The 12,319-nt window shown below is 72.9% G+C and carries 10 protein-coding genes and 1 pseudogene; 7 read left to right on the top strand and 4 right to left on the bottom strand.

The window, feature by feature from the left end:
* Positions 1-1,500, top strand: a 1,500-nt coding sequence (locus AWZ10_RS37865) for a SpoIIE family protein phosphatase (protein ID WP_244172688.1), incomplete at its 5' end; no start/stop codon positions are given.
* Between the two features lie 222 nt (positions 1,501-1,722).
* On the opposite strand, the gene AWZ10_RS37860 is transcribed toward AWZ10_RS37865, so the two are convergent.
* Both AWZ10_RS37860 and AWZ10_RS37855 read right to left on the bottom strand, forming a co-directional pair.
* Entirely contained in the window at positions 1,723-3,234 is a 1,512-nt protein-coding gene (locus tag AWZ10_RS37860) for an MFS transporter (protein WP_060893278.1), read from the bottom strand.
* A 124-nt stretch (positions 3,235-3,358) separates the two neighbouring features.
* Positions 3,359-4,564: an oxygenase MpaB family protein gene (locus AWZ10_RS37855; RefSeq protein ID WP_060893277.1), complete on the bottom strand. Its 1,206-nt coding sequence runs from the start codon at positions 4,562-4,564 to the stop codon at positions 3,359-3,361.
* Positions 4,565-4,774: 210 nt separating this feature from the next.
* Here AWZ10_RS37855 and AWZ10_RS37850 point away from each other — a divergent pair, with 210 nt between their 5' ends.
* Entirely contained in the window at positions 4,775-5,380 is a 606-nt protein-coding gene (locus AWZ10_RS37850) for a TetR/AcrR family transcriptional regulator (protein WP_046709461.1), read from the top strand.
* A 230-nt stretch (positions 5,381-5,610) separates the two neighbouring features.
* Here the strand turns inward: AWZ10_RS37850 and AWZ10_RS37845 are convergent, their stop codons facing one another.
* Positions 5,611-6,489, bottom strand: a complete 879-nt coding sequence (locus AWZ10_RS37845; protein ID WP_060893276.1) for a PaaX family transcriptional regulator — start codon at positions 6,487-6,489, stop codon at positions 5,611-5,613.
* Positions 6,490-6,874: 385 nt separating this feature from the next.
* Between AWZ10_RS37845 and AWZ10_RS37840 the strand changes: the two genes are divergently transcribed.
* The 4 genes and pseudogenes from AWZ10_RS37840 to AWZ10_RS37825 all read left to right on the top strand — a co-directional run bounded on the left by AWZ10_RS37840 (position 6,875) and on the right by AWZ10_RS37825 (position 10,629).
* Positions 6,875-7,543 carry an SDR family NAD(P)-dependent oxidoreductase gene (locus AWZ10_RS37840; RefSeq protein WP_060893275.1) on the top strand — a complete coding sequence of 223 codons (669 nt, stop codon included), beginning with the start codon at positions 6,875-6,877 and terminating at the stop codon, positions 7,541-7,543.
* Between the two features lie 203 nt (positions 7,544-7,746).
* Positions 7,747-8,561, top strand: a pseudogene (locus AWZ10_RS37835) (VOC family protein).
* Between the two features lie 190 nt (positions 8,562-8,751).
* The gene (locus AWZ10_RS37830) at positions 8,752-9,663 is read left to right on the top strand and encodes an alpha/beta hydrolase (RefSeq protein WP_060893274.1); all 912 of its coding nucleotides are present in this window, start codon (positions 8,752-8,754) and stop codon (positions 9,661-9,663) included.
* Positions 9,664-9,933: 270 nt separating this feature from the next.
* Positions 9,934-10,629: an alpha/beta fold hydrolase gene (locus tag AWZ10_RS37825; protein ID WP_046708073.1), complete on the top strand. Its 696-nt coding sequence runs from the start codon at positions 9,934-9,936 to the stop codon at positions 10,627-10,629.
* A gap of 120 nt (positions 10,630-10,749) precedes the next feature.
* On the opposite strand, the gene AWZ10_RS37820 is transcribed toward AWZ10_RS37825, so the two are convergent.
* Entirely contained in the window at positions 10,750-11,535 is a 786-nt protein-coding gene (locus tag AWZ10_RS37820; RefSeq protein ID WP_060893273.1) for an MBL fold metallo-hydrolase, read from the bottom strand.
* A 502-nt stretch (positions 11,536-12,037) separates the two neighbouring features.
* Here AWZ10_RS37820 and AWZ10_RS55345 point away from each other — a divergent pair.
* Positions 12,038-12,160, top strand: a complete 123-nt coding sequence (locus AWZ10_RS55345; RefSeq protein ID WP_267893510.1) for a hypothetical protein — start codon at positions 12,038-12,040, stop codon at positions 12,158-12,160.
* Positions 12,161-12,319: the final 159 nt, after the last annotated feature.

Raw genomic sequence — 12,319 nt, 5'->3', positions numbered from 1 at the left:
GCTGCGGGCGGGGGCGAGCGCGGTGGCCGGGCGCCCGTGGACGGCAGTCCCGACGCCGGTGCCCGTCCGGTCCACTCCACGCTGGTGGTGCCGTTGCGTGCCCGGGGCGCCACGCTCGGTGTCGCGCAGTTCTGCCGGGACCGTGACCCCGACACGTTCGACGACGAGGACCTGCTGCTGGCCCAGGAGATCGCGGCGCGGGCGGCGGTCGCCGTGGACAACGCCCGCCGCTACACGCACGCCCGCGCGACCGCCCTCACCCTGCAGCGCAGCCTGCTCCCGCGCCGTACCCCGAGGCAGTCCGCCGTCGACGTCGCCTTCCGCTACCTTCCCGCCGACGCCCAGGGCGGTGTGGGCGGCGACTGGTACGACGTCATCCCGCTCTCCGGCGCGAGGGTCGCCCTCGTCGTGGGCGACGTCGTGGGCCACGGCATCCACGCCGCCGCCACGATGGGCCGCCTCAGGACCGCCGTACGCACCCTGGCCGACATCGACCTGCCGCCCGACGAACTCCTCACGCACCTGGACGACGTGGTGATCCGCCTGGCCGCCGAGGTGGAGGAGAACGACGCGTACGACGAGGCCGGGGCCGGCACGGGCACGGGCACGGACGCGGGACCTTCGGGCGCCCCGGACACCGGTTCTGCCGAAGCCACCGCGGCCGCCGCCACCGGAGTGGCCGGTGCCGACGGAGGCGGCGGGGACATCGGTGCCACCTGCCTCTACGCCGTGTACGACCCCGTCTCGCGCCGCTGCACCCTCGCCCGCGCGGGGCATGTGCTGCCCGCCGTGGTGACCGTGGACGGCACCGTCGACCTCCTGGACCTGCCCCCGGGCCCGCCGCTCGGCCTGGGCGGGCTGCCGTTCGAGGCGGCGGAGGTCGAACTGCCCGAGGGCAGCCTGCTCGCGCTCTACACCGACGGTCTGATCGAGGCACGGGACCACGACGTCGGCGCGGGCCTGGACCGGCTCCGCGAAGCCCTGGCCCGGCCCGCCCCCTCTCTGGAGGCCACCTGCGACGCCGTACTCGAAGCCCTGCTGCCCGCCAGGCCGCCCGACGACGTCGCCCTGGTCCTGGCCCGGACCCGGGCCCTCGGCGCGGGCCAGGTCGCCACCTGGGACCTGGAGGCCGAGCCCGCCGCCGTCGCGCGGGCCAGGGCGAACGTCACCCGGCAGCTGAGCGACTGGGGCCTGGCGGAGCTGGAGTTCACCGCCGAGCTGGTGGTCAGCGAGCTCGTCACCAACGCCATCCGCTACGGCCGGCCCCCCATCCGGCTGCGCCTCATCCGCGATCGCACCCTCATGTGCGAGATCTCCGACTCCGGCGGCACCACCCCGCACCTGCGCCGGGCCCGCGTCTTCGACGAGGGCGGCCGCGGCCTCCTCCTGGTCGCCCAGCTCGCCGAACACTGGGGCACCCGCCGCGCGCGCCAGGGCAAGACGGTGTGGGCCGAGCTGAGCGACTCCGCCGCCGCGTTCCCGGCCCTGGCCGGCCTCTAGCCCACGCCCACGGCCACCTTCCGCCCACGCCCACGGCCACGCCCACCGCCACCGCCGGCCCGAGTCGCCGAGTCGCCGTGTCGCCGCTGAGCCCTGCGCCTGCCGGAGCAGGTGCTCGCCGGCAGAAACCGAAGCGGCCCGCCGGGTGTCCGGCGGGCCGCTTCGGGGATGTCAGGGCGGGGGAGGAGGAGGCCGCCCCGACGGGCTGGGGGAGCCGACACCTCACATGTGCACCACGGGGGCGGCGTCCGGGTCGTGGACGGGGGCGCCGCGCCGGTAGAGCAGGAAGCTGACGACCAGGCCGGCGACGAAGAAGGCGGCGGACCACCAGTACGCGGTGGAGTAGGCCTCCAGCCCGGCCTGGGAGACGACGGCGGGGTCCTTCGGGTTCCTGCCGACCAGGTAGTCCGCGGCGGCGCTGGTGGAGAGCGTGTTGAGGAGGGCGGTGCCGAGGGAACCGCCGACCTGCTGCATGGTGTTGACGGCGGCGGAGGCGACACCGGCGTCCTCCGCGGCGACACCCTCGGTGGCCAGGCTCATGGCGGGGGCCATGATCAGGCCGATGCCGAGTCCGGCGAGAACCAGCGGCGGCAGGATGTCGGTGGTGTAGGAGCTGTTCATGTCGAGGGCGGTCAGCCAGACCATCGCGGCGGCGGCGATGCCCATGCCCAGCGGGACCACCGGCTTGGGACCGATGCGCGGGACGAGTGTCGTGGAGGCGAGCGTCGAGGTCAGCATGAGCCCGGTGATCATGGGCAGGAAGGCCAGCCCGGTCTCGATGGGCGTGTAGCCGAGGCTCTGCTGCAGGTAGTAGGTGAGGAAGAGGAAGACTCCGAACATGCCCGCGCCGATGATCAGGACGGAGACGAAGGACGCGCCGCGGTTCCGGTCGAGCAGGACGCGCAGGGGCAGCAGTGGATGCGGCGAGCGGGTCTGCCACACAGCGAACGCGGCGAGCAGGACGGCCCCGGTGAGCAGGAAGCCCCAGGTGGCAGGCGAACCCCAGTCGTGGCTCTCGGCGTTGGAGAACCCGTAGACCAGGCAGAACAGTCCGGCGGAGACCAGGACGGCACCGGGCACGTCGATCTTGGCGGTCCTGTCGCGGCTGCTGCGGCCGAGCAGGATCATCCCGCCGACGAAGGCGACGGCGGCGAAGAAGAGGTTGACGTACAGGGTCCAGCGCCAGTCGAGGTGCTCGGTCAGTACGCCGCCCAGCAGCAGGCCGACGGCGCCGCCGGCCCCCGCGATCGCGCCGTAGACGCCGAAGGCCTTCCCGCGTTCCTTGGGGTCGGTGAACGTCGTGGTCAGCAGCGACAGCGCGGCCGGCGCGAGGAGCGCCCCGAACAGACCCTGCCCGGCCCGGGCGGCGACGAGCATCTCGAAACTGCCGGCCGCGCCGCCGATGGCGGAGGTACCGGCGAAGCCCACCAGGCCGACCAGGAACGTCGGCTTGCGGCCGAACAGGTCGGCTATTCGCCCGCCGAGCAGCAGCAGACTGCCGAAGGCGAGCGCGTAGGCGGTGACGATCCACTGCCGGTCGCCGTCCGAGAAGCCCAGGTCCTGCTGGGCCGAGGGCAGCGCGATGTTCACGATCGTCGCGTCCAGCACCACCATCAGCTGCGCCAGGCCGATGACGGCGAGGATCCACCAGCGATGGCGGTGCGGTGGGTCGGTGGTCGGCAGCGGTGCTGTGGGAGCCGTGCCGGTCGGTGTGTCGGAGACGGTGGAAGACATGACGAAACTCCGGAGGAGGTGCGGAAGTGGCTGCGTGTGCTTCGGTGGTGCGGGGTGGACGGCTGCGTCGGTGGAGCTCGTCACGAGTGGGGGGAGGCAAGAGCGCGCGAGAGGCGCGGGTGGGTCAGGCCGCCGGAACCCCGGACCGACCGGCGGCTTCCCGGTTTTGGCGGCCGACGGGGAGAACGGCCGCGATCAGTTCGGGGCCGGGTCCCTGGAGCGCTCGGCGTCGGGCCTCTCCCGCCGAGGCCGGGGAGAACGTCTGCCAGTACCGGGACTGGCGGTTGAGCTTGCCGATCAGCGGCATCAGATGCGTCGCGGCGGGGACGGGGATGTCCAGCCGGTCCGCCGTCTCGTCGCCGAAGGCCTGCCGGAGCACGCTGTGGATGAGGTAGCGCAGTTGCTCCTCGGAGAGGACGGCACCCGGTGCCCCGGCCATCGCACGGGCCTGCGTGTCGACCATGGCGGTGGTCAGCACGCGTGAGTTCTCGTCGGGCACTGCCGTCCTCGCGTCCAGCAGGCCCCGGAGGTGCTCGGCGTCGGTGTGGTCGAGCACGTTCCCGTAGAGGCTCTCGTCCAGGCCGAGCAGATGGGCGACGTACGACCAGTACCGGTAGAGGTAGCGCTCCTCCTCGGGACCGATCTCGATGCCGACGGCGGCCAGGGCGCGGAAGGACACGAGGGTGAGACCGAGCCACGTACGGGCCAGGTCGTCGTCCTGCGCGAGTGGGGATCGCCGACGGGCGAAGGAGGTCCGGCCGGACGCGCCGCCCTCGGCGGATTCGGCGGATTCGCGGTCGCGCTCGAACGCCGTGATCCGTATCCGGGCCTGGAGCAGCCGCAGTTGGACGGTGGCCAGGTAACCCGGGGCGCCGCGCAGCAGCCCTCCCGGTCGCATGGTCCGACGTGCCCAGACGCCGGTCCCGGCGAGCCGGCGTGGGGCCATGGCCGTCGGAGTGCCCGCGCGGGCGAGGCGGCCCGCGGCGGCCGGGGACGCGTAGGTGTGGGTGAGCGTGGCGGTGACGGAGCAGAGTCCGAACCACAGCGGAGGCACGGACAGGCTCACGACGTCGCCGCGGTGCAGCATCAGCGGGTCCATCCCCGAAGGGGCGGACTCCAGCTGCCGCAGCAGCGCGGCCACGGCCTCGGGCGGCGGCTCGTACAGGCTCGCCAGGCCGTTGCGCAGGCCGGCGTCGAGTGCCTGTTGCGCAGGGGTGCCGAGAAGGTCCAGTTCGGCGACGACGGCGTCGGCGAGCGCGTCGCCGGCCGTGGGGCCGATCGCCCGCTCGGTGGTCGTGGGGGATGCGTGGGGTGCGTGGGGTGCGGTCATGGGGGTTCTCCATGCGAGAGAAACGCTCTGACACCCGTCAGATTAGCCATAATCTGACGGGTGTCAAATAAGATGCCCGTGGGTCCCTAGACTGGGCCCGGGGCCGCCCGCAGGGCCGGTGGGCGTGAATCGGAAGTGATGGAGGCAAGCGTGGGAGCAAGAGCCGAATCCGTTCGAAGGCCGGGGCGCCCCGGCGCGGACACTCCCGCGGTGCCCGAGGAGGAGAGCGTCCTGCAGCGTGGCCTGGAGGCCTTCGCGGAGCTGGGCTACGACCGGGCGTCCGCCCGTGAACTGGCCCGCCGCCTGGGCGTCAGCCACAACTTCATCAACGACCGTTACGGCTCCAAGGCGGCGTTCTGGCGTGCGGTGGTGGACTCCGCCCTGGCGCCGCAGCAGGCCAGCCTGCCCGAGACCGACCCCTCGGCCGACGACGCGGAGAACCTGCGGCGGCTCATCACCGCCTTCTACCGGTCCTCCGCGGACACCCCGCTCGTCGGCCGACTCTTCGTCGACGAACTCAACCAGGACAGCGAGCGGTTGGACTATCTGTACGACAACTACATCGGCGTCGTCGTGGGGCGGATGGCGTCCAGTGTGGACCGGCTCGTCGCCGCCGGACGCATGGCCCCCGTCCCGATGGACGTGCTCTTCTTCGCCATCGTCCCGACCGTCTCCGGCATGCTGGACGTCCCCCTCGCCCGCCGCCTAGGCCGCACCGAACACTCCTCGCCGGAGCGAACCGCGGCCAGGGCGGAGTCGCTGGCGGCACTCGTGCTCGACGGGTTACTCGGGACGGGTCGGGAGACCGGGGCCTGAACCGGAGGATGTGACGCCGTTCGTCGAGCGTGTGGACGCCGAGCGGCGGACGGCGCGGGCTCCGTCAGGGCCGTCTTCGCGACCCGCTGATCCCGCCTCTTCCGCCTCAGCCCCTTCCGCCTGCGCCTCCGCCTCTTCCGTCGCTGGCGGCGTCACGGAGCGGCTCGGCAGGGCCGCCGGGTCCGTGGAGCGGCTCCGGCGGCCGGTGCCGCCGTCCCTGGGCAGTACATCTAGCGCAGTGGCACCGTGTCGAGGAGGTCGGCGGCCATCCGCCGGGCGGGCGTCGCGGTCTGTTCGGCGATGCGGCGGAAGGTGTCCTCGGCGGGGCGGGCCGGCCAGGCGGGGGGAAGGTGGCGGGCGGGGAGGCGTGGGTCGGCGCGGATGGTCCGGAGCCACTCGCTGACGAGCCGCAGACGGGTCCCGATCGGGTCGTCACCGCAACCGGCGCCCAGGTGGGCCGTCCATCGCTTGTCGAAGGTGACGTAGCGGGCCGCGACGCCCTCCAGGTCCCAGGTGTCGCGGATCATCAGTTCGATGTCGGTGGCCACGTCGGCCCGGGCGTGGAAGATCTTGACGTGCTCGGTGAGCCCGAGCTTGGCGACGACACCGGTGACGTCGACGTTCCCCGGGGCGATCCACAGCCCGCTGTACAGGGCCCCGAACCCGGACCACGTCAGCCGCGAGCGCAGGTCGTGGCGCTGGCGCTTCCAGGAGTCGGGGAGGGAGAAGCCGAGCAGGGTCCAGGTGCCGTCCCAGTCGTCGTTGACCGCGCCCTGCTTCCAGATGCGGGTGCGGCCGTCCCACAGGACGCGTGTCGCCTGCGGGGTGAGGCCGAAGTACATCCTGCGGCCCTCGCGCTGGCGCCGCAGCAGGCCGCGGTTGACCATGCGGGTCAGTGTGGAACGTACGGCCTGTTCACCGACGCCGACCCGGCCCAGTACGTCGATGATGCTGCCCGAGTACACGCACAGATCACGGTCGCCGTCCTCCAGCACGTGGTTGCCGAAGAAGGCGAGCATGAGCGACTGCGGGCGCGGTTGCGGGCCGTCCGTGGCGTCGCTGTCCGGGGGGTCGCTGTCCGGGGTGTCCAGGATGTCGTAGTCCTCCACAGGGGTAAGCGTACGGCCGCCCGTCGGCACTCCGGCGGGCGGCCGACCAGGTCATCGGCGGTGGGCGGGGTGGGCGAGGTCGTACGGCCGCGGGCAGAGGGCGGCCGATACGGCACCGAGCGGGCGGGGGCGTGGAATCGGCTGCCGCCGCACGGGCGTTGAGGACTCCGCGTCCGTGTCGCCCCACAGCGGTCCTCCAGGGTGTGCTTGTGTGACCACCGTTGCAAAGTGCCCACCATGGACCGCCGCGGAGAGACGCGGCCGAGGCGGCCAGGAACCTTGCCGTCGCAAGCGCGCGTTACGTCACGATGAGACCGTCAAGCCCGTTGCGCGGGGCCGGACTCGCACGAGAGACCACCCCCTGCGCCAGGAAAGCTGGGAAGCCATGACCACCATCGCCGTCATCGGAGCCGGGCCGGGTCTCGGCGCGGCCGTCGCCCGCCGCTTCGGCCGTGAGGGGTTCGCCGTGGCGCTCGTCGCCCGCGACCCGGAGCGGACGAAGGCACTCGCCGCCGATCTGACCGACCAGGGCGTCACGGCCCAGGGGTTCGCCGCCGACGTACGCGACCCTCAGGCCCTGACCGCCGCACTCGACGCGGCGCACACGTCGCTGGGGCCGGTCGAGGTCCTGCAGTACAGCCCGCTGCCGCACCGGGACTTCATGCTGCCGGTGCTGGAGACCGGCCACACCGACCTCGTCGGCCCGATCGAGTTCTCCGTCTACGGCGCGGTCGCCGCCGTACGGCAGGTGCTGCCCGGCATGCGCGACCTCGGGCGCGGCACCGTCCTCTTCGTCAACGGCGGGACGGCCGTGGTCCCGCACCCCGACCGGGCCGGCACGTCCATCGCGTTCGCCGCGGAGAGCGCGTACGGCCACCTGCTCCACGACACCCTCGCGGCCGAGGGCATCCATGTCGCCCAACTGGTCGTCCCGGGCGCGATCGTCCCCGGACACCCCAGGAAGGACCCGGCCGTCCTCGCCGACACCCTGTGGGACATCCACCGGGACCGCCACGGCTTCCGGCACTTCGCCGACGACCTCGAAGCCCCGTAGGGGGACCCGCGACGAGGCCGACCGGCGGTGCTGCCCGGATCCGCGACGCGGCCGTTGGACGGTGCTGCCCGGATCCGCGACGCCCCGACCCGTGGCGGCCCCGACCACCGGCGTGGCGCGCTCGGGCACCGCGCCGACGCGCGGTCGTCCGGGGCGGGTGTCACGCTGAGATCACCGGATCCGCGAACGCGAAGGGGAATCCCGTGATCACCACCGACCTCACTCCCGGCTCCCCCTGTTGGCTCGACCTCGGCGTCCCCGACGTGCCGGCCGCGGCGGCCTTCTACCGCGCGGTGCTCGGCTGGGAATTCGAGCCCATGGGCGACGGCGGGGGCGACGGGGAGGAACGCAGGGCGAAGGCGGAGCCTTCCGGAAGGACGGCAAGATCGTCGGCGGGCTCGGCGAACTCACCGAGAAGGGCGCGCGTCCGGCCTGGATGATCTACTACACCGTCACCGACGCGGACGCCACGACCCAGGCCGTGGAGCGCGCCGGCGGCACGGTGCGGGTGGCGCCGAGGGATCTTGGCGACTGGGGCCGGATGGCGCAGTACAGCGACCCGCTGGGCGGCCAGTTCGCCGCCTGGCAGCCGGGCCGGAACGAGGGATTCGAGCTGGCTGACGAGCCGGGCTCACTGTCCTGGACCGAGCTGTACACCACCGACACCGCGGCCGCCAAGGAGTTCTACGGCACCGTCTTCGGCTGGCGGTTCGGCGACATGTCCCTGCCGGGCGACGCGGGCACGTACAGCCTCGTCACTCCCGCAGGACTCCCCGAGGAGCGGATGCAGGGCGGCCTGATGGAACTCCGCGCGGCCGACCTCACCCTGACGGGCGGACGGCCCTACTGGCACCCCGTCTTCGCCGTCACCGACTGCGACGCAGGGGTGGCCGCCGTCACCGGGCACGGTGGCAGCGTCCAGATGGGACCCGAGGACGTGGAGGGTGTCGGCCGGCTGGCCGTCTGTCTCGACCCGTCGAACGCGGACTTCGTGCTCCTCGCGCCCGCCGAGAGCTGACCCGCGTTCCGCGAGGCTCCGCACCTTCACGACCTTTCACCACCCCTCACCGACCCCTGTCGGACGCCACCGGAAGCCGTCCCGTTCGGCGGTGGCGCGCTCACCCATTGCGCAAAACAGGATTCGCGTCCATCATCCCATCAACAGGAATCCTGTTAATTCAACGTTGTAGCGATGGGCGGGGCCGATCATGCCGTTCAGTGTCAGAATCCAGGCCAGAGGGGTTCAGCTGCTGCTCAGCGGCGTCATGACCCGTGTCCACAAGGACCTGCGCTTCACCGACATCCCGAAGCGGACGGAAACCCTTCGGGTCGAGACCGGCGCCGGGCCGGTCGACTGCACCGTCTACCGCCCGCCGGCCGGCACCGCCACCCCCGCCCCGGTGTACATCAACTTCCACGGCGGCGGCTTCATCGTGGCCCGCCACGAGCAGGACGACCACATCTGCCGCTACATAGCCGCCACGGCCGGCTGCGTCGTGATCAACGTGGACTACGCCGTCGCCCCGCAGCGGACCTTCCCCACCGCCGTCACCCAGGCGTACGACGTCACCGCGTGGGTCGTCGAGCACGGCGAGGCCCACGACTGGGACGGCTCACGGGTCGCCGTGGGCGGACACAGCGCGGGAGCCAACCTGACCGCCGGGGTCTGCCGTACGGCCCGCGACCGGGGCACCTTCACACCGCGACTGCAGATCATCGACTCCGCGCCGCTCGACATGGTCGCCGACCCGGCCACCAAGCTGTCCCGCATCCCCAAGCCGCTGCTCAGCCCCCAGCTCATGCGGATCTTCACCGCCGCCTACGTCCCGGACCCGGCCGACCTCGCCGATCCCCTGGCCTCGCCCGGACTCGCCGACGACCTCGCCGGACTGCCGCCCGCCCTCGTCATCACCGCCGAGAACGACCGTCTGCGCGACGAGGGCGACGCCTACGCCAAGGCCCTGGAGGCCGCGGGCGTGCCGGTCACCCACCGCGTCTTCGAGGGCGTCGACCACTACTTCACCCACACCGGCCCGGTGCCGGCAGGCAAGGAAGCGATAGGGCTGATGGCCGACGCCCTGCGCACCGCCCTCGACACGGCCGTCAGCGACGCCGCCTGACAGCGACGTGGCGGGGCGCTGACGCCACCCGACGTCGACGCCGCACGGCGCCGACACCGGGCGCGGCGACGGCGACCTCCTGGGCGGAGTGGACGAGCGGGAGCGGACGGTGGGAGCGCCCAGCGAGGGCGATGGTGGCAGGGGACGGCGGGAGCGCTCCGCGAGGGCGACGGTGGCGGGGGACGGCGTCGAGGGCGCTCGCCGCCGCCGATAGCCTTGGACGAAGCAGGAGACCAGCACCCTGACCACCACACCGGCGAAAGGCGCGACGTGCAGCTCAGCACCCGCGAATGGGGCGCAGGTGACCGGACGGCTCTGCTCGTCCACGGCATCATGTCCGACTCCCGCACCTGGCGACGGGTGGCCCCGGCGCTCGCGGAGCGCGGCTACCGCGTGATCGCCGTGGACCTGCGCGGCCACGGAACCTCGCCGCGCGGTGAGTACAGTCCACAGCTCTTCGCCGACGACCTCGTCGACACGCTGCCCGAGCAGGCCGACCTGGTCATCGGCCACTCCCTGGGCGGACTCGCCCTCTCCCTCGCCGTGGAGCGGCTGCGGCCCGCGCGGGCCGTCTACTCGGACCCGGCATGGTCGTCGGCCGACCCCGGCCGGCACATCGGCCCCGAGGTCTTCGCCTCCTTCAAGCGCGCCACCCGCGCGCAGACCGCCGCGTTCAACCCGCGCTGGGACAGCGAGGACGTCGACATCGAGATGGCCACGCTGGCGGCCTGGGACGCCGCCTCCGTGCACTTCCTCGGCGGCCGCCCGCTCACGGGCTTCGTCCCCGACCGCCCGGCCGTGCCCTCCCTCGTCCAACTCGCCGACCCCAGCTCGCTGGTGGGGACAGCGGACGCGGACCGGCTCCGGGCGAGCGGCTTCGAGGTCCGTACGGTCGTCGGCGCGGGACACACCATCCACCGCGACGACTTCGACGGTTTCATGAAGTCCCTGGACGGCTGGATCTGACGTCCTCGCCGACGACTCGCAGGTGCCCCCGACTCGTACGCGACTCCGACTCCTACGCGACCCGGACCCCTGCGCGAGTTCGGCTTCTACGCGACCGGGACTCCTGCGCGACTCCGGCCTCTACGCCGTACCGCGAGCCCTCTCGTACAGGACGGGGTCGTGCGCGTTGACGACGGTCAGGTCGGCGTCGCCGCGCCGGTGCAGCTCGGCCAGGCGGGCGTGGTTGTCGCGGACCTTCCTCAGGTCGTACGCCACCAGGTTCTCCATGGTGCGAAGGGCGCGAGGTACCGGGGAGTGTCCGTCGAGCGTGCCGCGGTGGTAGAAGGCGTCGCCGGCGTGCAGGATCCAGCGGGTTCCGGTGTCCACCGCGACGCAGGCGTGGCCCCGGGTGTGTCCCGGCAGGGAGATCAGGACGACTCCCGGGGCGATGGTGTCGAGTTCCTTGGCGGCGGCGAAGCCTCGCCACGCCTCGCCGTCCGGAGTGTGCTCGACGATCTTCGGGCCGTGGGCCCACTGGGCCGGCCGGTAGCGGAACCGTTCCCGCCGGGACGGGGAGATCACGGACCCCAGTGCCTCGGCCGCGGTCGTGTGGACCTGGGCCTCGGGGAAGTCGGACAGCCCTCCGATGTGGTCCGAGTCGAAGTGCGTGACGACGATGTGGCGGACGTCGTCACGCTGGAACCCGAGGGCCTCGATCTGGCGCGCGGCCGTCTCCTCCGCCCGGAGCACGGGCCTGATCAGCCGCCGGGCCGGCCCCACACGGCGCCCGGGATCGGCGATGTCGTGCAACCCGAACCCGGAGTCCACCAGAACCAGTCCGCCCGGCGCCTCGACGAGCAGGACGTGGCAGACCAGCGCGCCGGTGGGCGGGAGCATGGTCCCGCAGTTGAGGTGGTGGACCTTCACGGCAGTACCGCTTTCGGGGTGTCGACGACAGAAGGACGCGATGCGCTCCCGGGCCTCCTTCCAGAAGGCCCGGCAGACAGCGTGGGGCCAGCATCCCGCTCTTCGGCTGCCGCGGGCCAGAGCACCGACGAGCAGCCTGAACCGAGCCGCCCGTTCCGCACGGTGGGGACTGTCGCTTCTCCGGTCGGCAGGTGGGCGACGGGGAGTCCCTCCGTCGGGCCGGCGGCAGGGCTGACGTCGAGTCGCCGCCGGCTTGTCGGACAGGCCGCCCGGAGTGGTTCTCAGGTCCGCAGCGCCGCGTGTTCCTCTACGGCCAGTCCCGCAGGGGCTGTTACCGACTCGACCCGGCCTCCGGAGTCGATGGTGAGGTCGAGCCGTTCTCCCGCGACCGGTGAGCCCTGCGACGCTGAGCGCGCCCACGGGGAGCGGGCCGGTCGACCGGAAGTGGAGTCGGCCGACGGGTACGTCGGGATCCAGGCCGGTCATCGCGATCATCGTCGCGATGACACTCCTGCAGCGGTTCGTCCTGCGAGACAAGGACGAGGCCCGCGCCAAGGCCGCCACACGGCGCGCGGCGAAAGCGGCGCGTTCCGGGTCCGGCCCGACGCCGGGGGTGGCCGGATGACCCGTACGGCCGCGACGGCCCACCCCGCACCCCCCGGAACCGGCGCGACCGCGCCCACACCGGCGTCACGACCCCGCCGCGCGACGAGGGCCACCAACCCGCCGACCTCGCCCTGGGCACCCGCCGAGCACGGGCGGCGGCCCTGCTGATGCTCGCCCT

Source organism: Streptomyces europaeiscabiei, assembly GCF_001550375.1.
Taxonomy (GTDB): domain Bacteria; phylum Actinomycetota; class Actinomycetes; order Streptomycetales; family Streptomycetaceae; genus Streptomyces; species Streptomyces europaeiscabiei.
Note: the sequence above shows the minus strand (reverse complement) of the source record. Positions and strands in the feature narration are given on the sequence as shown.